This window comes from Actinoplanes sp. NPDC048988, assembly GCF_043197815.1.
Lineage (GTDB): Bacteria > Actinomycetota > Actinomycetes > Mycobacteriales > Micromonosporaceae > Actinoplanes.
The window spans coordinates 365,256-384,178 of sequence record NZ_JBICTW010000007.1 but is presented as its reverse complement, the minus strand read 5'-3'; the positions used below and the strand labels follow the sequence as shown (position 1 = coordinate 384,178).

The following is an 18,923-nucleotide window of genomic DNA, read 5'->3' as shown; positions in this document are numbered from 1 at the left end:
GGCCTTCCTGCATCACTACAATCACCACCGACCCCACTCAGCAATCGGTGGCCTACCACCCATCACCAGGTTGACCAACGTCCCTGGACAGCACACCTAGGTCAGCCGTGACGACGACGGTGCTCGATCGTGTAGCGCAGCACCAGGAACGGGAAGCCGTAGAGGGAGAACGCGTGGTCGGCGCGCAGGACGCCGTCCTCGACGTGGACGTCGAGCTGTTCGGTGAAGCCGTGCACGGCCAAGGTGGTCAGGTCGCGGGTTTCGGGATCGATGTACGTCAGGTAGTGGCCGGGGTGCGGCAGTGAGCTGCGGCTGGTCAGGACCAGGCCGCCGCCGGGCCGGGGCTCGGGGAGGAGGGTCGCGGTGAAATTGCCCTGGGGTACGGGGAAACCGACGCTCACGTAACCGCGGCCGTCATGGCGGTACGTGGTGTAGATGCCGACGTAGATGGGCTCGTCGGTGTCGGCGAAGGAGCGGATCCACCCCCGTACGCCGATGAGCTCCGAATCCCGCGGGGTGATGGTGTCGATGCGGCTGCGGACGCCGCGCTGCGTCTCGCGCTGGTTCATCGGCACGTTGGCCTGGCCCAGCGGCCGGGCGACGAAGGTGCGGTAGAGCAGGTAGCCGGGGCGCACCCAGAGCCGCCACTCGGGCACGATGTCGAGCCGGAATCGGGTCGTGTGCTCGTAGAACTCCCGCACCAGCGGGTCGACGCCGGCGGGGTCGAACTGCGGGCCGGCGAGGTCGTCGAGCGACGCGACGATGCCCACGTCGTCGGCGCCGGCCTGGTACGTGCCGCCAAGCACGCCGGCCAGCTCCCGCACGTATCCGGTGCCGACGTAGCCGGCGCGCGCCTCCAGCGGCACCACGAACGGCAGTTCCCCGGCCGGCACCCGTTCGGCGAGCAGACCCACCTGCGGATCGCGGAACAGCACGGCCGCCAAGGCGCGGTAGCCGACGACGGCGCTCGCCGCGACCGCGGCCGGCGGCGCCGCACGCCGGGTCGCCAGGCGCCACGCGACCCCCACGGCGGCTCCGGCCACGGGACCCAGCGCCACCTTCTGCGGCCGCACGCCCAGCGCCCCGGCGACCGCCCCGGCCGCCGTGCCCACCGCCACCGGGCCGGCGCCGGTCACACGGCCGCCGAGCCAGCCGGCCGGCGCCGCCAGCGCGCCGCTCATGACCACACGCGACCACCAGGCCGGAATCTCCCCGGGCTTCTGACGGGCCCGCGACACCGCCTCGGCCGCGGCGAGCGCGGCCGCCCCCAGCACCGCCCCACGCCCGGGCCGCCGCCCCGCGACGGCGGCCCCGGCCAGCGCCCCGGTGATCGCCGCGAAAACCAGGCCACTGACTCGTTTGCCGCGCTCCCCCGCCGTCATGAGCGCACGGTAGCAAGCCCGGCCCGCGACACCCGCCCAGCATCCCCGCCCAGCCGCGCCCAGGGCCGGACGGCCCGCGCCCGGCCCCCGTCCGCCTCTGCCGGGCGTCCGCTCCGGGGCGTTTGCTGAAGGTGTCACCAGTGGACTCGGAGGTTGTGATGAAGCGCCATTGGATCGCCGCGGGATATGTCGTGTCGCTGCCTCTCGCGACCGCCGTCGTCCTTGCCGCCGCCGCTGCTGTCGAGGCCGCGACCCGGCGGATTCGGGGCCGCTGAGCGTCGAGGGACCCCGGCCGTCGGTTCACGCGCGGCGGGTCCGTTCGCCGTACCGTTAGGCAACGGCCGGGTCCCGCTGAAGCATCGGCGGGACCGGACGGGGGCGGGGGTGTGCTGTGATCATCAGACCGGCGACGGTGGCGGATGTCGAGCGGCTCGCTGACATCGTGGTCGAGGCCGGTGGGTACGACGCGGAGTGGCGCGCCCGCTTCGTCGAGTGGAGCCGGCGGACCATAGTGGACGCCGATCCCGCCAACGTGCTGTCCGTCATCGAGGTCGATGGGGCCGTGGCCGGGCGGCTGCGTGTGGTGCGGGACGCCGAAGGCCTTCGGCTGGCCGGGATTCAGCTCGATCCGGCCGTACGGAATCGGGGCCTCGGCACCGAGATCGTCCGCGGCCTGGAACGCGCGGCCGCGCGGGACGGCGTACCCGTGCTCATCGGGGTCGAGAAGGACAACCACGGCGCGCGGCGGCTCTACGAGCGGCTCGGCTACCGGCGGTTCGGCGAGACCGAGGACGAGTTCCTCTATCACAAGACGGTTCGGGACTTAGGTCCCGGACTGGGCGGGACCTGCTCCTCCTGACCTTCGGGGTACCGCGGACCACGCTGAGGGCGTGTCCAGAGAACCCGCGACCGATGTCGTGCCCGGAACCGCGCCGCTGCTGGCGGCCCGCCGCTTTCTGACCGGGGAGACCGTGGGCGACCACGGCCGTACGCTCCACGAGGTCAGCCGGAACGGATGGGAGTCCTTCTACCGGGACCGGTGGCAGTACGACCGGGTGGTCCGCTCGACGCACGGGGTGAACTGCACCGGCTCCTGCTCGTGGAACGTCTTCGTCAAGGACGGGCTGATCACCTGGGAGCACCAGGCCACCGACTATCCGACGACCGGGCCCGAGACGCCCGACTACGAGCCGCGCGGCTGCCCGCGGGGGGCTTCCTTCTCGTGGTACGAGTATTCGCCGTCGCGCGTGCGCCACCCGTACGTCCGCGGGGTCCTGGCCGAGATGTTCCGGGAGGCGCGGCAGCGCCTGAACGACCCGGTGCTGGCGTGGGCCGAGATCGTGGAGACGCCGCTGAAGGCGCGGGCCTACAAGGCGCAGCGCGGCCGCGGCGGCTTCGTCCGGGCCTCCTGGGACGAGGCGATCGAGATGATGGCGGCCGCGCACGTCTACACCACCAAGACGTACGGGCCGGACCGGGTCGTCGGTTTCTCGCCCATCCCGGCCATGTCGATGGCCTCGTTCGCGGCCGGCACCCGCTATCACGCGCTGCTGGGCGGGACGCTGCTGAGCTTCTACGACTGGTACGCGGACCTGCCGGTGGCCTCCCCGCAGATCTGGGGCGACCAGACGGACGTCCCCGAGGCCGGCGACTGGTGGAACGCCACGTACCTGATGATGTGGGGTTCGAACATCCCGGTGACCCGCACCCCGGACGCGCATTTCCTGGCCGAGGCCCGATACCGGGGCACGAAGGTCGTGGCGGTCAGCCCGGACTACGCCGACAACGTGAAGTTCGCCGACGACTGGCTCGCCCCTCATCCGGGCACTGACGGCGCCCTGGCCATGGCGATGGGCCACGTCATCCTCAAGGAGTTCTTCGTCGACCGCCAGGTCCCCTACTTCCTGGACTATGTCCGGAAGTACACGGACCTGCCGTTCCTGGTCACGCTCCGCCGCAGCGGCGACGTGTGGGCCGCCGACCGCTTCCTCACCGCAAGTGACCTGGGCCAGGACCGGGGCGACCACAAGACCGTACTGATCGACGAACGCACCGGCGAACCACACGTACCCAACGGATCCCTGGGTTTCCGGTACGGCGAAGAGGGCCGCTGGAACCTCGACTTGGGCGACGTGGTCCCGGCCCTGGGGATCACGCCCGGCGAGAACGTCGAAGTCGACCTTCCCCGGTTCGACGTGGGCGAGACCGAGGGCGGCACCACGATCAGGCGCGGCGTCCCCATCCGCTGGATCGCCGGCCACGCCGTCACCACCGTCTTCGACCTGGTCATGGCCCAGTACGGCGTGCAGCGGGGCGATCTGCCGGGCTACGGCGACACCCTGAACACCCCCGCCTGGCAGGAACAGATCACCGGCGTTCCCGCCGCCGTGGCGACCCGGATCGCCCGCGAGTTCGCCCGCAACGCCGAACGCAGCCGGGGCCGCTCGATGATCGTGCTGGGCGCCGGCGCCAATCAGTGGTTCCACTCCGACATGACGTACCGGGCCTTCATCTCCCTGGTCACCCTCACCGGCTGCCAGGGTGTCAACGGCGGGGGCTGGGCCCACTACGTCGGCCAGGAGAAGGCCCGCCCGCTCACCGGCCAGCAGCACCTGTCGTTCGCCTTCGACTGGCAGCGCCCCATGCGGCACCAGGCCGCCACCCCGTTCTGGTACCTGCACACCGACCAGTGGCGCTACGAGCGGGTGGCCGCCGACGAGCTCTCGTCCCCGCTCGGCACGGGCCGGTTCGCCGGGATGGCCTTCGCCGACACGGTCGCGGCCGCCCAGCGCATGGGCTGGTCCCCCGGCCACCCGTTCTTCAACCGCAATCCCCTCGACCTCTGCGACGAGGCCGAAGCCGCGGGCCGGCCGGTGGACGAGTACGTTGTCGGCGCCCTGAGAAGCGGACAGCTCGCCAGCGTGGCGGAAGACCCCGACGACCCGGCCAACTACCCGCGCTGCCTCACCCTCTGGCGCTGCAATCTTCTCGGCTCGTCGGGGAAGGGCAACGAGTACTTCATGCGCCACCTGCTCGGCGTCGACGGCGCCGCCACGGCTGAGGAGTGCGACCCCGCCCATCGCCCCCGCGACGTCGCCTGGCGGGACGAGGCCCCGACCGGCAAGCTCGACCTGCTCACCACTGTGGACTTCCGGATGACGAACACCGGCCTGCACTCCGATCTCGTCCTGCCGGCCGCCACCTGGTACGAGAAGAACGACATCTCCACCACCGACATGCACCCGTTCGTCCACGCCTTCAGCCCGGCCGTCGAGCCGCCGGCCGGCGCGCGCACCGACTACGACGCGTTCCTGGCCCTGGCCGACAAGGTCTCCGACCTGGCCGAGACCCACTTGGGGGTACGCCGTGACGTGCTGGCCGTGCCGCTGCAGCACGACACCCCGGACGAGCTGGCCATGCCCGGCGGTCGGGTCCGCGACTGGAAGCGCGGCGAGTGTGAGCCGGTCCCCGGCCGGACGATGCCCAAGCTCGTCGAGATCGAACGGGACTACACCGCGATCGGGCGCAAGATGCGCACGGTCGGCCCGCTGCTCGACTCGGCCGGCACCACCACCAAGGCGATCACCGTCGACGTCACCCCCGAGATCGCCTATCTGAAGCACCAGAACGGCGTCATCGACGGCCGCCCGTCCCTGGCCACCGCCGACCGCATGTGCGAGGCCATCCTCGCCCTCTCCGGCACCACCAACGGCCGGGTCGCCGCCGCCGGCTTCGCCGCGCTCGAGAAGCGCACCGGGCAACAGTTCCTGGATCTGATCGAGGGGCACGAGCAGGACCACATCACGTACGAGGACACGCAGCGCGCGCCGCAGGCGGTCTTCACCAGCCCCGAGTGGTCCGGTTCGGAGAAGGGCGGCCGCCGCTACTCGCCGTTCACCCTCAACGTCGAACGGCTCAAGCCCTGGCACACCGTCACCGGCCGGCAGCACTTCTTCGTCGAGCACGACTGGATCGCCGAGCTCGGTGAGCAGCTGCCCGGCTTCCGGCCCCCGCTGAACATGGCCCGGCACTTCGGCGGCCCGGGCGAGGCGGTCGACGGCGGGGTGACCGTACGCTTCCTGACCCCGCACGCGAAGTGGTCCATCCACTCGATGTACCACGACAACGAGCTCATGCTCGCCCTGTCCCGCGGTGGCCCGGTGATCTGGATGAGCGTCCAGGACGCCGCCAAGATCGGCGTGGCCGACAACGACTGGATCGAGGCCCACAACCGCAACGGCGTCGTCGTCGCCCGGGCCGTGGTCAGCCACCGCATGCCCGAGGGCACCGTCTTCCAGTACCACTCCCCCGAGCGCACGGTGAACGTCCCCAAGGCCGAGAAGTCGGGCCGCCGCGGCGGATACCACAACTCGATGACCCGGCTGCTCATCAAGCCCACCCACCTGGCCGGCGGGCACGGCCAGCTCACGTACGCCTTCAACTACTACGGCCCGATCGGCAGCCAGCGCGACGAGATCACCGTGATCCGCCGCCGGACCCAGGAGGTGGAGTACTGATGCGCATCCGCGCCCAGGTCGCCATGGTGATGAACCTCGACAAGTGCATCGGCTGCCACACCTGCTCGGTGACGTGCAAGCAGACCTGGACCAACCGGGAAGGCACCGAGTACGTCTGGTTCAACAACGTCGAGACCAAGCCGGGCATCGGCTATCCGAAGCACTACGAGGACCAGGAACGCTGGAAGGGCGGCTGGGTCCTGGACGCCAAGGGCCGGCTCACGCTGCGCTCGGGCGGCCGGGTCAAGCGGCTCAGCCGGATCTTCGCCAACCCGGACCTGCCGGCGATCGACGACTACTACGAGCCGGCCACGTTCGACAAGGACATTCTGGTCAGCGCGCCCGGCGGCCTGAAGGACACGCCGGTCAAGCGGCCGCGCTCGGCCCTGACCGGCGAGCCGATGGCGGTGACGTGGGGCGCCAACTGGGAGGACTCGCTCGGCGGTCAGTCCGGCCGGGACGATCCGAACCTGGCCCGGATGGCCGGCAAGGTGAAGTTCGAGTTCGAGAAGACCTTCATGTTCCACCTGCCGCGCATCTGCGAGCACTGCCTCAACCCGGCCTGCGTCTCGGCCTGCCCGTCCGGCGCCATGTACAAGCGTGAGCAGGACGGCATCGTGCTGGTCGACCAGGACAAGTGCCGCGGCTGGCGGATGTGCGTGACCGGCTGCCCGTACAAGAAGGTCTATGTCAATCACGCGACCGGCAAGGCCGAGAAGTGCACCTTCTGCTTCCCGCGGATCGAGGCCGGTCAGCCCACCATCTGCTCGGAGACCTGCGTCGGCCGCCTGCGCTATCTGGGCTTGCTGTGGTACGACGAGGACGCCGTGCTCGCCGCGGCCTCGGCGCCCGAGTCCGAGTTGCTGGACGCGCAGCGCGGGGTCTTCCTCGACCCGTACGACGAGCAAGTGCGACAGGCGGCGAGAGAGGCCGGGTACGCCGAGACGTGGATCGAGGCGGCCCAGGCCTCCCCGGTGTGGAAGCTGATCAGCGAGTACCGGATCGCGCTGCCGCTGCATCCGGAGTACCGCACGCTGCCGATGGTCTGGTACGTGCCGCCGCTGTCGCCGGTGCTGGACGCGGCCGGGGCCGCCGGGCGCGACGACACCGACGCCGACGAGGTCTTCCACACGATCGACGAGCTGCGGATCCCGGTCGAATACCTGGCCGAGCTGTTCACCGCCGGAGACGCGGCCGCGGTCGGCGGGGTGCTGATGAAGCTGGCCGCGATGCGCTCCTACATGCGGGCCCGCACCCTCGACGGCACCGTCGCCCAGGACCTGCTGGACACCATCGGGATGGACGCCGAGCAGGTCGAGGCCATGTACCGGCTGCTGGCCGTGGCCAAGTACGGCGACCGGTACGTGGTGCCGGCCGCCCTGTCGGCTGACGCGGCCGCGCTCGAGGAGGAGGTGGCCTGCCCGGTCGGCTCCGAGGCCGGCCCGTTCTTCCCGGCCGGCGGTCTGCGGGTGCGGTCATGAGGGCCCGGACGTTCCAGCTGGCCTCGCTGCTGCTCACCTACCCGGACGAGGAACTGCTGGCGGCCGGGCCGGAGCTACGGGCGGCGGCGGCCGGCAACGAGCCGATCACGGCCTTCCTGGACTGGCTGCTCGGCACGCCCCTGATCGACTGCCAGCGGCACTACGTGCAGACCTTCGACCTGCGCCGGCGCTCCGGGCTCTACCTCACCTACTACCTGCACGGCGACACCCGCAAGCGCGGCATGGCCCTGCTCGTGCTGAAGCAGCGCTACCGCGCCCACGGCCTGACCCTGGCCGGTGGCGAGCTGCCCGACCTGCTGCCGGTGGTGCTGGAGTTCGCGGCGGTGGCCGGTCCCGGCGACGGGGAGGCCCCGCTGCGCCAGCACCGGCAGGGGCTCGAACTGCTCCGGTCGGCGCTGAGCGAGTCGGGTTCGCCGTACCGAGAACTGCTCGAAGCGGTCTGCGCGATCCTGCCGCCGCTCACCGGCGACGACCTGGCCGCGATCACCGCGCTGGCCGTCGACGGGCCGCCGGTGGAAAGCGTCGGCGTGTCTGTGGAGGGATACAAATGAGCACGCTGGTGTGGGTCGTGCTGCCGTACGCCTGCCTCGCCGTCTTCGTGGCCGGGCACATCTGGCGGTGGCGGCGCGACCAGTTCGGCTGGACGACGCACACGAGCCAGCTCCTGGAGAACCGCCTGCTGCGGCTCGGCTCGCCCCTGTTCCACCTGGGCGCGTTCGGCGTCATCGGCGGGCACGCGCTCGGCCTGGTCGTCCCGGCCTCGGCCACCGCGGCGATCGGCGTCTCCGAACACGCGTACCACCTGGTCTCGGTCTCGGCCGGCACGGTGACCGGCCTGATGCTGGTCGTGGGCCTGGCCCTGCTGATCGCCCGCAGGCTCGTCAGCGGCCGCGTCCGGCGGGTCACCACAACCATGGACAAGGTGCTGTACGCGTTCCTCGCGCTCATGGTCGCGCTGGGCATGTCGGCCACGATCGGCCGCAACCTGCTCGGCGGCGGCTACGACTACCGGGAGACGATCGCCGTCTGGTTCCGCGGCATCTTCTGGTTCCGGCCGCACACGTCGCTGATGACCGGCGCCCCGCTCGTCTACCAGCTGCACGCCGTGGGCGGCTTCCTGTTCCTGGCCCTGTGGCCGTTCACCCGCCTCGTGCACGTGTGGTCGGCCCCCATGGCGTACCTCTGGCGCCCCTACGTCGTCTACCGCGGAAGGCGGACCACCATGAGCACAACTCGGAATCGGCCGGGCGTCATGCTCGCCCTGGCCACCATCGGCTTCGCGGTGAACTTCTGGGCGTGGGCTCTGCTCAGCCCGCTGGCCGCGACGTTCACCACCGACCTGCGTCTGAGCTCCTTCCAGCAGTCGCTGCTGGTGGCCGTGCCGGTGGTGGTGGGCTCGCTCGGCCGGATCCCGGTCGGCGCGCTGACCGACCGCTTCGGCGGCCGCGTGATGTTCCCGCTGGTGTCGCTGGCGACGATCGTCCCGGTGCTCTACCTGGGCCTGCTCGGCCACGATTCGCTGGCCGCCCTGCTGATCGGCGGCTTCTTCCTCGGCATCGGCGGCACCGCCTTCGCCGTGGGCGTCCCGTTCGTCAACGCCTGGTTCCCGCCGTCACGCCGCGGCTTCGCCGTGGGTGTCTTCGGCATGGGCATGGGTGGCACCGCGATCAGCGCCCTCACCACGGTCAAGCTGGTCGACGCGAGCACCCTGCGCACCCCGTTCCTGCTGACGGCGGCCGTCCTGGCGGTGTACGCCGTCATCGCCTGGCTGGTACTGCGCGACGCCCCCGGCCGCGCCGTCCCCACGACCCCGTTCACGTCACGCCTGGGCGCCACCGTCCGGCTGCGCATCACCTGGCAGGCCGCGGCCCTGTACGCGGTCGCCTTCGGCGGCTACGTCGCCTTCTCGGTCTACCTGCCCGCGTACCTGAAGAACGCCTACGGCCTGACCCACGCCGACGCCGCCAACCGCATGGCCGGCTTCGTCCTGCTGGCGGTCCTGATGCGCCCGGTCGGCGGCTGGCTCTCCGACCGCGTCGCCGCCAGCCGCGTCCTGGCCCTGAGCCTGGCCGCCGTCGTCGGCGGCGCCCTGGTGCAGGCCTTCACCCCCGGCCTGGCCCCCGTCGGCACGGCCGCCTTCCTGCTGATGGCGGCCGCCCTGGGCACCGGAAGCGGCGCCACCTTCGCCCTGGTGGCCCAGAAGGCGCCCGCCAACCAGGTCGGCTCGGTGACCGGCGTCGTCGGCGCGGCCGGCGGCCTCGGCGGCTTCGTCCCCCCGCTCATCATGGGCGCCGTCTACGGCAGCTACCACTCGTACGCCCTCGGCCTGGTCCTCCTGGCGATCGTGGCGCTGGCCGCCCTGGCCCTGGACCTCATCTCCGTGGGCCGCCGCCGCGCGGCCACCGCCTGAAGGACTCACCCATGTGCGAATACTGCGGCTGCCAGTCGGTCACCGCCATCGAGGAGCTGACCCGCGAACACGACACCGTCGTGGCCCTGATCAGCACCGTCCGTACCACCACCGATCCCGGCCGGATGGCGGCCCTGTCTCGCGAGATCGCCGCCGTCCTCGGCCCACACACCGAAGTGGAGGAGCACGGCCTGTTCCCCTTGCTGGCCGGCGACTTCCCCGACCAGATCCACGCCCTGGAGTCCGAGCACCGCCACGTGGAGGCCGTCCTGGCCGAGGCCGCCCACGGCACCCCCACCGACCCGGCGTGGCCGCACCGCCTGATCGTGACCCTGGACCTCCTGAGAGACCACATCCTCAAGGAGCAGGACGGCGTCTTCCCGGCCGCCCTGACCACCCTCACCGGCACCGACTGGGACACGGTCGACAAGGTGCGGGCCGCGGTCTCACAGGCAAGCTGACCCCCGTTCACTCCGACTCCACCACCGTGAACGGCGGCCGGACACCCTCGGTGAGCTCGGCCGCCGTTTCGAGGGCCATGACCGCACGGTGCCGGCTGCCGGCGGACGACCTGGCCGTGGAGTGCAGCGACCCCGGGGCGACCACGTGCCATCCGTCGCTGCCCGCCGAGTCCCCGCCCACCGTCACCGTACGCCCATCCGTGATCCCCACGATGCACGTCATGACGTCACTCTCCACGGCCGGCGGGTCGTTGCCCATCGCCCGCCGCGTCGACCGGCCTGCCCCGCCCGCCGCAGCCGGGCCTACGCCGAGGCGCCCCGCGCGCTGATGGGCGAGGCACCGAAGTGCCCGCGGCTCAGCACCGCCAGCGTTCCTCGTAGAAGGTGCGTATGGCGGTCAGCTCCGCGATCGCGACCTCGAGCTCGGCGGGTGCGTCGTGCACGCGGGCGGCCGCGGCGGTGAGCTGGCGGTGGAGCTCGAGGAAGGTGTCGCCCTGGATGTGGATGCCGGGATGGGCTCGGCCGGGCAGGTGGGTCACCGCGAGGTTGCCCTCGCGGGCCAGGATGTGGGCGCTCTCGCCGGTCACGGCGTCAGCTGGGCGGGTAACGGGCGGCCGGGGCCGTACGTCGTGCCGGCCCGGTCGCGTTCCAGCCAGCCCGTGTCGACGAGCATCCGGCGTACGCCCGCGACGTCGTCCGTCACCTGGGCCAGGCGGGTGTTGATCTGATCCTCGTCGCAGAGGCCGTCCAGGGCCAGGTAGCGGGCGAACAGCTCGCCGATCAGCTCGTAGCGTTCGCCCAGCGTCGGTGGCAGGCTCGTGAGGCGGCCGTGGGCGAAGTTGCCGCGCAGCTGGGGATAGTCGCGCAGCAGCGGGGCCATCGGCTGGAGGGCGTCCACCGCGGAGGCCGCCTCGCGCAGGGCGCCGGCGTCGGCCCGGTAGACGCCGTTGCCCGTTCCGGTGGCCAGGCCCGCCGCGACCAGGCGGGCCAGGCTCTCGCCCGCCTTCTGGACCGGGACGTCGATGGTGAAGGCCAGCTCGGCGATCGTGGCGCCCTCGGCGCCCCGGCGCACCAGTTCGGCGTACGCCGCCAAGCGGTGCGGGACGGCGAGCTGGCTGAGCATTTCGGCCGCACGGGCGGCGTCGGCGGACATCCCGTCACCGTAGGGCGGCACGGCTCGGCGCGCGACCCCATTTCGGGCGGCCCCGCTGACCGGCGGCCGGCCACCGGTCAGCGCGAACGGCACACCGCCGTCAGCGGTGCAGGTGGTGCTTCCAGTCCGCGGGGACGGCGCCGGCCGGGCCGGGCGCCGGCTGGTCGATCGGGTGGCTGTCGGCCGGGGCCAGGCGCGGGCCGTTGCCCGCCTCCTCGGTGCTGAAGTCCCAGAACCAGTCCTCGCCGGGCTCGAAGGACTGGATGATCGGGTGGCCGGTCTCGCGCCAGTGCGCGCTGGCGTGCTGCGACGGGGAGGAGTCGCAGCAGCCGATGTGCCCGCACTGGGCGCAGCGGCGCAGGTGGAACCACCATCCGTCGGCCTCGAGGCACTCGACGCAGCCGGTGCCGGACGGCGGGACGTGGGGCTGGATCGGGTCGTTCGTCACTTCGCTGGTCACGAGGAGCAACCTACCCGAGCGACACATGCGTCAGGCTGCATCGTCCGTCACATCGGCGAACTGCCCGCCCAGGGCGGCGACCGCCTCGTCGGCCGCGACCTGAAGGCCCACCCCGCGCTCGCCGGCGCCCAGGTTGATCGTGCGGCCGCGGGTGCGCTCGTCGGCGATGACCGGCCAGTCGCCGGCGGCGCCGAACGGGGTGATCGTGCCGCGCTCGTATCCGGTGGCGGCCAGCGCGGTGGCGGCGTCGGGCATCGAGAGGCGGTTCACGCCGAGCAGGGCGCGCAGCTTGGGCCAGGAGATCTGCCGGTCGCCCGGGACCAGCACGAGCACGTAGTCGCCGTCGGCCCGCCGTACCACCAAGGTCTTGACCAGATCCTGGATCTCGACGCCCTGGGCCCGGGCGGCCTCGGCGACGCTGGCGACGGGTCCGTGGCGCAGCAGCTTGGCGGAGACGCCCAGCGCGAGGGCGGCGGTTTCGGCGGGATTCGACATGTGATCAACCGTAGACAGCGAACAGGCCACATCCGAAGCGGATGTGGCCTGTTCTACGCGCGTTCAGTCGCGACCCCGGCGGTGGTCCCGCCAGTCGTCGTGGTCGTCGTCCCGGTCGACCGTGAGCTTCCAGTCGCCGCGGTGCGGGCCACGCCAGACGTACTCGCAGTCCGAGTCCTCCCACCAGCCGCGACGCTCGCCACGCCAGCCGGCGCGCTCGCAGTCACGGCGGCTGTCGTAGTAGCCGGCCACGTCGTCATCGTCGTCGTCCCACGGGCGCACCTGGGTCTGCGTCGCGCCCTGCGGAGACGAGGCAGCCGTGGCCGCCTGTGCGGGACCCGCACCGATCGTCACGCCCGTGACCAGGCTCAGTCCGACGAGTGTCAGGATCCGCGTTGCGGTTTTCATGTCTCACCTTTCCTCGAGCCGATGTGTTCGCCTACAGGCCATCACGCTCGCAAGCCGCATACCTGGCAACAGCCACCTTTGGGGCGTTCGGTCGAGGAGGCCCTGGATGACCGGCCGGATTTTGGACGATCGGCTGCGCGCCGAGAAACAATGTGCAAAGCGAAGATCATGAGCGAAGGAGCTCCGCATGACCGGCAAGCCCGTCCTGGAACCCGGACCGGACCACCCGATCACGATCACGCCGAACCCGGCGCACATCGTGGTCACCGTCGGCGGCAAGGTCGTCGCCGACACCCGCAACGCTCTGACGCTGCAGGAGTCGACGTATCCGGCGGTGCCGTACATCCCGCTCAGCGACGTCGACCAGTCGCTGCTGGCCGACAGTCAGACCGAGAGCTACTGCCCCTACAAGGGCGACGCCAGCTACTACTCGATCCCGGCCGGCGGCGAGAAGTCGGTGGACGCCATCTGGGTCTACCGCGACCCGCGCCCGGCGGTGGCCGAGATCAAGGACCATGTGGCGTTCTACCCCGACCGGGTCGACTCGATCTCGATCGAGGACTGAGCGGGGGCCATCGTCACCGCCGCGCTCCGGCCCACCCCCAGCAGGGCGGACAGCAGCAGCAGGAGCGCGAGCAAACGGAGGAACGGCACGGATCAAGGAGATCCGGTACGGCCCGGCTTGGCGGTCAAGCCGGGCCGCTGTTACCTCGAAAGGGGTCGCCTGTTGCGCCGGCCGCCGGTCAGCCGAGCGGCCCCACAGGCAGGACATAGCGCGGGCACAGGAACGCGAGGCACCGTCGTCCGCGTGCGCAGAAGATCATTACTGCTCGGTACGGCCGTCGCGGCCGGAGCCGTGGCCGTGAGGGCGACCGCCGCCGGCGCGGCCGGCCGGGGGACGGCGTCCGCGTCCCGGATCCTGTCCTCGGTCAAGACCTCGACGCTGTCGCCGCGACCGGTCACGGCGTACGAGCCGCCGGGCGGCACCCCGCCGGCCGGGGTCAACTCGGTCGGGCGGGCCGATTACACCTTCACCCGCGACGGCCGGTCGCTGCCGACCCGGGTCTGGTATCCGGTCGGCCCCGGCCCCTACCCGGTGCTGGTGTTCAGCCACGGCATGCTGTCGCAGCCCGACGACTACGCCGCGCTGCTGATCAGCTGGGCCCTGACCGGGGTGGTGGTGGCCGCCCCGCTCTATCCGCACACCTCGCTCGGCACGGCCGCGTTCAACGCGTACGACGTCGCCAATCAGCCCCTGGACGCCTCGCACGTGCTCACCGAGATCGCCGCGCAGAACACGGTGGCCGGGCCGTTGCAGGGCCGGGTCGACGCCTCGCGGATGGCCGCCGGCGGGCACTCGGCCGGTGGGATCACCACCGCCGGGATGTTCAGCGCCTACCGCGACGAGCGGCTCCGGGCCGGGATCGTGCTGGCCGGCACCGACTTCCTGGCCACCCCGTTCGGCGGGCCGCCGGCCGCGATGCTGTTCGTGCACGGCCGCCGGGACGACACCGTGAGCTGGCCGGCCGGGCACACCGTCTTCGAGGCGGTGCCCTGGTCACGGGCCATGCTGTCGTTCACCGACGGCGGCCACCACACCAGCACGGCCGAGTTTCCCCTCCTCAGCGCGGCCGGAGCCCGCTTCCTGCGCTGGTCGCTGTACGGCGGCGTGCCCGCACTGTCGGCGGGCACTCTCGGCGCCGTCGAGAATCAGCTCCAGGCCGCCCGGACCAGCGCCGGATCCACCTCGTAGGGCGTGTACAGCGAGATCCGGTCGACCAGCCCGCCGAAGCGCTCCCGCAGGTTCGTCCCCACGTCGCCGCCCACCGCGAAGGTGTCCAGCACGTCGTCGGTGATCAGCGCCGTCATCTCGGCCCACGCCTGCCGCCGGGACAGCCCGTTGAGCTGGTCGGCCAGCTCACCCCAGCCGTGCAGCTCGAACACCGGCCGGTAGGCGGGCGTCGACGCGTAGAAGGCGATCTGCCCCTTCACGGCCTGTTCCGCCCGCGACCGCGCGGCCGCGTCGGCCCCCAGCACGACCATGGCCGACAGGCCGAGCGAGAAGCCGTCCAGCTCGCCGCCACGGGCCTCCCGCAGCGCCGGCCGGGTGCGCTCGCGCAGGTAGGCGGCGCTGGTCAGCGGATGGGCGAGCAGCCCGTCACCGACGCGGCCGGCCACCCGGGTCATCCGCTCCCCCACGGCGGCAATCAAGATCGGAGGGTTCCCGTACGGGTTCTCGCCCGGATTGAAGAAGTCGGACATCAGCGTGTGCCGGTAGAACTCGCCCCGGAACGCCAGCCGGTCACCGCTCGCCCACGAATGCCAGATGGCCCGGATCGCCCGGACGAACTCCTCCATGCGCGCGGCCGGGCGCCCCCACGGCATCGCGAAGCGGCGCTCGATGTGCGCCTGGACCTGCGAGCCCAGGCCGAGCTGGAAGCGGCCGGCCGAGATGAGCTGCAGGTCGTTGGCGAGCACGGCCACGCTCATCGGGTTGCGGGCGAACGCCACCGCGATCGCCGACTGCAGCGTGATCCGCTCGGTGGCCCGGGCGGCCAGCGCCAGGGCCGGGAACACGTCGTGCCGCGTCTCGGCCGCCGCGAACCCGTCGTACCCGTCCCGCTCCGCCGCGGCCGCGGCCGCCTCCACCTGCGAGGGCGTGGCCGCGACGTCGGCGGCGAAGTCAACCAGCATGATCTCTTGATAGCACCCGGGCCCGGATCCAGCTCACACAGGCCTTGTCGACCGCCGCGAACGGCACCCCGAACGCCTCGCGCGCGGCCTGGTCGTACTCGTTGTCCCGGGTCAGCACGAGCCGGACGAAGGTGAACAGCTTCGGCTCGCCGTACCGCTGGGCCATGCAGTCGACGGCGAAGTGGCTCAGCCCGTAGAAGGCGTCCCCGGCCCGGCTCGGCGCGTCCGGTCCCGGCTTGACCGGAACCATCGACCGCGGCGCCCCGGCCCGCAGCTGCCACCGCACGCTGTCCCGGCGCAGGCTGCGGGCGGCGGTCCGCGGCGACCAGCCGATGTACTCGGCGACGCCCTCGGACAGCCACGTGTCGGCGGCCGCGTCGGCCCGGTAGGCGCCGGCCAGCGTCACGACGTGCCCGAGCTCGTGCTGGAGGGCGACCCGCAGAAACTCCGGATGGTCGGCCAGCTTGCTCATCCGCAGGACCACGTCGGTGGCGTACATGTTCAGCGGCACGGCGAGCCCGACCGCCCAGTCGTTCTCCTCCCCGCCGTACCAGGTCCGCCACTGCCGATCCCCGGCCAGGTAGATCCGGTACCGCGACTGCGGCGTGCCCATCAGCGCGGCGAACCGGTCGTCGGCCCGCGCCGCCGCCTCGGCCACCGGCAGCAGCCGGGCCAGGTGCCGCCGCTCGGCCGGCGCGGCCAGCAGGGTGACCCGCGACCCGCGCAGCACGGCCAGATCACCGGCCTCCCACGGCGCCGGATGCCGCGGATGGGCCTCCGGTGCGGGCGTGATCGAGCTGATCACGTACCGGGCACCCAAGGGTTTGAGAATCAGTTTCTGCTCCACGCGCGGCGGCTGCTGCCACTGCGCCCCGGGCCGTCCCGGGCACATGTCGGTGCCGAGGCAGTACGAGATCTCCACCCGAAACTCCACGGCGGCGCGATCGTCGCGGACCGGACGGCCGACCCCCGGCGCATAGTCGAACCGGGTCACCTCGAGCGCCCGCAACGACCGGAACACGGCCCGGTAGCGCCGGTGCAGCGGCGGCGCGACAACGGCCAGCCAGGCCCGCTCGTCACCGCGCAACAGGGCAGCCGACTGCTCCCGCAGCGACTCCACGGCCCGGTCGTACGGCCCCGGCCGGGGTGGCACGGCCACGGCCCTCTCCGGTTCGGGCCGCGACGTGACCACACCGACGGTCAGCAGGAGGGCGCCGGCCAGAACGCACGCGGTGAAGGCGGCTCGGCTGCGCGTCTCCGTCATGCCTCGGATCTAAGCAAATAGCGGGCACAGACATCTACACCCGCCACTCAAGGTCACCGCCATGCCGCATCTGCTCACCCCCCGTCAGCGACCTCCTGAACGCCGCCCGGACCTGCGCATTCGTCACCCTCCAACCACTCGGCGAGGCCGACATCAGGATCACCCGCCCCGACGGGGCATTCCCGCTGACCACGTCAGTGAGCTAGGCGCACGACATCGGAGCCGTACGCCATCAGCACAACCACCCCGAACAGGTGCCGGTCATCGGAACCGCCGCCTGCCCCGGCGAGATCCACACCGGCCCGGCCGGTGACCTGGCCGACTTCTGGCGGCACATCTTCACCCTCCAGCCGGCGCTCCCGGTGGCGGCCTGCCCGGCGCAGTGTGCTGGTCCGCCGCCACGACGACAGACTCGACAAACTGCACAGCGCCAGCGTGGTCGGTTCGCTGACACCGTCTCGTGAGGACACGTGGCTGCTGGCACCGTCCCGGCTGGTCGAGCCCGGTGCGCACCACAAGGCCAGGGTCGCCGGCCAGATTCAGCTGATCCGCGGTCTGCGCGCCACAACACAGCGCTACCTCACGAAGCGTGGCCTGGCCCGCCCGCGCGTGCCTTGGTCGACCTATCGCGAAATCCGCTACACGCTGCCGAAATAGCCTTCCCCAACAGCACCGGCCTCCTCCCGGACACACGCTCTGCGGTCGCCGCCGAACTCGACGGCGACCCCGGACGACCCTCGACCGGGGTCGCCCGCCGAGCGCTTTGCTGAACTTGTCGAGAAGTCTCGCAGCCAGTCACGAGCTTCCGCAGGTCGCCTGTGGATAGCCGGCGAGTGTGGACAACCCCGGATCACCCGCGATCTTGTGGTACGCGCCCGAAGCCGGGGAGGGGCACGCTCGTGCGCTGAGCGCAGGCGCCGGAGACGGGCGGAGGCTGACTCTCACACAGAACGCAGCGGGCGGCGGCAACACCGGCAGGGGCTGGCTCTCACGCAGAGCGCAGCGGGCGCCACAGACGGACGGGGGCCGGCTCTCGCGGGCGCCACAGACAGGCGAGGGCCGGCTCCCGCGGGCGCCACAGGCGGGCGGGGGGGGCCGGCTCCCGCGGGTGTCGCAGACGGGCGAGGGCCGGCTCTCGCGGGCGCCGCAGGCGGGCGGGGGGGGCCGGCTCTCGCGGGTGTCGCAGACGGGCGAGGGCCGGCTCTCGCGGCTGCCGCAGACAGGCGAGGGCCGGCTCCCGCGGCTGCCGCAGACAGGCGAGAGCCGACTCCCGCGGGCACCGGAGACCGGCAGAAATCGGCTGGGGTGCTGGGCCGCGATACCCGGAGCCGGGCCGGCTTCCGGTTAGGCGCCGGCGCCGAAGATGGGCAGGGGCAGGCTGATGACGTCGACCGTCCAGCGCTGGGACCGGGGGCAGGGGCGCTGGACGGCGGCGTCGCCGGCCAAGGTCAGGCATTTGGCGCTGTGGACGTTCTGGAAGCGGGCCGTCTCGCCGGTCGAGTCGCGCAGGCGCCAGAGGCGGGAGGCGTGGCTGTCGCAGGTGTAGAGGTCGGCGCGCGCGTGGTCCCGTGTGCCGGCCCCGACGATGGACAGGCACTTGCCGGTGGCGACGTTGAGCACCTGAAGCGCGCCCCCGGTGTCGGTAGTCGGCCGCAGCCGCCAGCGGAAGGCCTCACCGCGCCCGCACGGCCGCTGCACCAGCGCCGTGGTCAGGCATTGCCGGCTGGCCGCGTTGATCATCTGGAACTCGAGCCCGATCAGGTCGACGGGCCCCGGTCGCCCGGCGCCCGCGGAGCCACCGGACACCGCCCCGCCCCGGGAGGCCGCCGGACCGTCCTGCAACGCCGAACCGCCGGAGGCCACGGGACCGGCCTGCAACGCCGAACCACCAGAGGCCGCAGGACCGGCCAGCGACACCGAACCGCCAGAGGCCACGGGACCGGCCTGCGACGCCGAACCGCCGGAGGCCGCAGGGCCGGCCTGCGATGCCGAACCGCCTGACGTGGCCGCACCGGCCGGGGACGCCGGGCCAGCCGGGGCCGCCGGGCCAGCCGGGGCCGCCGGGCCCGCCGGGGACGCCGGGCCCGCCGGGGACGCCGGGGACGCCGGGGACGCCGGGCTGTTGGATACGGCCGTGCCGTCGGGGGCCATGGGAGCGGCCTGCGCCGCGAGCGGCG

22 protein-coding genes and 1 pseudogene are annotated in these 18,923 nt (G+C 72.3%); 12 read left to right on the top strand and 11 right to left on the bottom strand.

All coding sequences use genetic code 11. The features are described from left to right. Positions 1–100, top strand: a 100-nt coding sequence (locus ACGFJ7_RS24630; protein WP_139338182.1) for an integrase core domain-containing protein, incomplete at its 5' end; no start/stop codon positions are given. A gap of 1 nt (position 101) precedes the next feature. Here the strand turns inward: ACGFJ7_RS24630 and ACGFJ7_RS24625 are convergent. Next, entirely contained in the window at positions 102–1,382 is a 1,281-nt protein-coding gene (locus ACGFJ7_RS24625; RefSeq protein ID WP_392644007.1) for a hypothetical protein, read from the bottom strand. Between the two features lie 140 nt (positions 1,383–1,522). Between ACGFJ7_RS24625 and ACGFJ7_RS24620 the strand changes: the two genes are divergently transcribed. From ACGFJ7_RS24620 to ACGFJ7_RS24585, 8 genes and pseudogenes are all read left to right on the top strand, one after another. After that, the gene (locus ACGFJ7_RS24620) at positions 1,523–1,657 is read left to right on the top strand and encodes a hypothetical protein (protein ID WP_360249739.1); all 135 of its coding nucleotides are present in this window, start codon (positions 1,523–1,525) and stop codon (positions 1,655–1,657) included. A 116-nt stretch (positions 1,658–1,773) separates the two neighbouring features. Further along, the gene (locus ACGFJ7_RS24615) at positions 1,774–2,241 is read left to right on the top strand and encodes a GNAT family N-acetyltransferase (RefSeq protein WP_360249741.1); all 468 of its coding nucleotides are present in this window, start codon (positions 1,774–1,776) and stop codon (positions 2,239–2,241) included. A 76-nt stretch (positions 2,242–2,317) separates the two neighbouring features. Beyond that, entirely contained in the window at positions 2,318–5,899 is a 3,582-nt protein-coding gene (locus tag ACGFJ7_RS24610) for a nitrate reductase subunit alpha (RefSeq protein WP_392644029.1), read from the top strand. Further along, positions 5,899–7,380: a nitrate reductase subunit beta gene (gene narH, locus ACGFJ7_RS24605; RefSeq protein ID WP_392644004.1), complete on the top strand. Its 1,482-nt coding sequence runs from the start codon at positions 5,899–5,901 to the stop codon at positions 7,378–7,380. Before ACGFJ7_RS24610 ends, narH begins: the two co-directional genes overlap by 1 nt. Continuing rightward, the gene (narJ, locus tag ACGFJ7_RS24600) at positions 7,377–7,952 is read left to right on the top strand and encodes a nitrate reductase molybdenum cofactor assembly chaperone (protein ID WP_392644002.1); all 576 of its coding nucleotides are present in this window, start codon (positions 7,377–7,379) and stop codon (positions 7,950–7,952) included. The genes narH and narJ overlap by 4 nt, the downstream gene beginning before the upstream one ends. Then, positions 7,949–8,617, top strand: a pseudogene (gene narI / locus ACGFJ7_RS24595) (respiratory nitrate reductase subunit gamma); the annotation flags it as partial. The gene narJ and the pseudogene narI, both read left to right, overlap by 4 nt. A gap of 6 nt (positions 8,618–8,623) precedes the next feature. Further along, complete coding sequence (locus ACGFJ7_RS24590) at positions 8,624–9,811, top strand: MFS transporter (RefSeq protein WP_392644027.1); 1,188 nt, start codon at positions 8,624–8,626, stop codon at positions 9,809–9,811. Positions 9,812–9,822: 11 nt separating this feature from the next. Next, positions 9,823–10,272 carry a hemerythrin domain-containing protein gene (locus ACGFJ7_RS24585; RefSeq protein ID WP_360249749.1) on the top strand — a complete coding sequence of 150 codons (450 nt, stop codon included), beginning with the start codon at positions 9,823–9,825 and terminating at the stop codon, positions 10,270–10,272. 7 nt (positions 10,273–10,279) lie between these two features. On the opposite strand, the gene ACGFJ7_RS24580 is transcribed toward ACGFJ7_RS24585, so the two are convergent. The 6 genes from ACGFJ7_RS24580 to ACGFJ7_RS24555 form a co-directional block, all read right to left on the bottom strand. Further along, positions 10,280–10,495, bottom strand: a complete 216-nt coding sequence (locus tag ACGFJ7_RS24580) for a hypothetical protein (protein ID WP_392644000.1) — start codon at positions 10,493–10,495, stop codon at positions 10,280–10,282. 133 nt (positions 10,496–10,628) lie between these two features. Beyond that, positions 10,629–10,859 carry a DUF6959 family protein gene (locus ACGFJ7_RS24575; protein WP_392643998.1) on the bottom strand — a complete coding sequence of 77 codons (231 nt, stop codon included), beginning with the start codon at positions 10,857–10,859 and terminating at the stop codon, positions 10,629–10,631. Beyond that, positions 10,856–11,425 carry a DUF2087 domain-containing protein gene (locus ACGFJ7_RS24570; RefSeq protein ID WP_360249758.1) on the bottom strand — a complete coding sequence of 190 codons (570 nt, stop codon included), beginning with the start codon at positions 11,423–11,425 and terminating at the stop codon, positions 10,856–10,858. The genes ACGFJ7_RS24575 and ACGFJ7_RS24570 overlap by 4 nt, the downstream gene beginning before the upstream one ends. Positions 11,426–11,525: 100 nt before the next feature. Further along, entirely contained in the window at positions 11,526–11,885 is a 360-nt protein-coding gene (locus ACGFJ7_RS24565; RefSeq protein WP_360249761.1) for a UBP-type zinc finger domain-containing protein, read from the bottom strand. Positions 11,886–11,915: 30 nt separating this feature from the next. After that, positions 11,916–12,380 carry a YbaK/EbsC family protein gene (locus ACGFJ7_RS24560; protein WP_360249763.1) on the bottom strand — a complete coding sequence of 155 codons (465 nt, stop codon included), beginning with the start codon at positions 12,378–12,380 and terminating at the stop codon, positions 11,916–11,918. Positions 12,381–12,443: 63 nt separating this feature from the next. Further along, complete coding sequence (locus ACGFJ7_RS24555; RefSeq protein WP_360249766.1) at positions 12,444–12,788, bottom strand: hypothetical protein; 345 nt, start codon at positions 12,786–12,788, stop codon at positions 12,444–12,446. A 187-nt stretch (positions 12,789–12,975) separates the two neighbouring features. Between ACGFJ7_RS24555 and ACGFJ7_RS24550 the strand changes: the two genes are divergently transcribed. Together ACGFJ7_RS24550 and ACGFJ7_RS24545 are read left to right on the top strand one after the other, a co-directional pair. Continuing rightward, the gene (locus tag ACGFJ7_RS24550; RefSeq protein WP_360249768.1) at positions 12,976–13,353 is read left to right on the top strand and encodes a DUF427 domain-containing protein; all 378 of its coding nucleotides are present in this window, start codon (positions 12,976–12,978) and stop codon (positions 13,351–13,353) included. A 243-nt stretch (positions 13,354–13,596) separates the two neighbouring features. After that, positions 13,597–14,541, top strand: a complete 945-nt coding sequence (locus ACGFJ7_RS24545; protein WP_392643994.1) for an alpha/beta hydrolase family protein — start codon at positions 13,597–13,599, stop codon at positions 14,539–14,541. Here ACGFJ7_RS24545 and ACGFJ7_RS24540 read toward each other — a convergent pair. The 3 genes from ACGFJ7_RS24540 to ACGFJ7_RS24530 all read right to left on the bottom strand — a co-directional run bounded on the left by ACGFJ7_RS24540 (position 14,499) and on the right by ACGFJ7_RS24530 (position 17,081). After that, a complete protein-coding gene (locus ACGFJ7_RS24540) occupies positions 14,499–15,482 on the bottom strand; it encodes a TIGR03617 family F420-dependent LLM class oxidoreductase (protein WP_392643992.1) in 984 nt (327 codons plus the stop codon). The genes ACGFJ7_RS24545 and ACGFJ7_RS24540 overlap by 43 nt on opposite strands. Further along, entirely contained in the window at positions 15,472–16,746 is a 1,275-nt protein-coding gene (locus ACGFJ7_RS24535) for a hypothetical protein (RefSeq protein WP_392643990.1), read from the bottom strand. Before ACGFJ7_RS24535 ends, ACGFJ7_RS24540 begins: the two co-directional genes overlap by 11 nt. Before the next feature lie 194 nt (positions 16,747–16,940). Then, entirely contained in the window at positions 16,941–17,081 is a 141-nt protein-coding gene (locus ACGFJ7_RS24530; RefSeq protein ID WP_392643988.1) for a hypothetical protein, read from the bottom strand. A 49-nt stretch (positions 17,082–17,130) separates the two neighbouring features. Here ACGFJ7_RS24530 and ACGFJ7_RS24525 point away from each other — a divergent pair, with 49 nt between their 5' ends. Further along, a complete protein-coding gene (locus tag ACGFJ7_RS24525) occupies positions 17,131–17,403 on the top strand; it encodes a hypothetical protein (RefSeq protein ID WP_392643986.1) in 273 nt (90 codons plus the stop codon). A gap of 687 nt (positions 17,404–18,090) precedes the next feature. Here ACGFJ7_RS24525 and ACGFJ7_RS24520 read toward each other — a convergent pair. Continuing rightward, the gene (locus ACGFJ7_RS24520) at positions 18,091–18,624 is read right to left on the bottom strand and encodes an RICIN domain-containing protein (RefSeq protein WP_392643984.1); all 534 of its coding nucleotides are present in this window, start codon (positions 18,622–18,624) and stop codon (positions 18,091–18,093) included. Positions 18,625–18,923 lie beyond the last annotated feature (299 nt).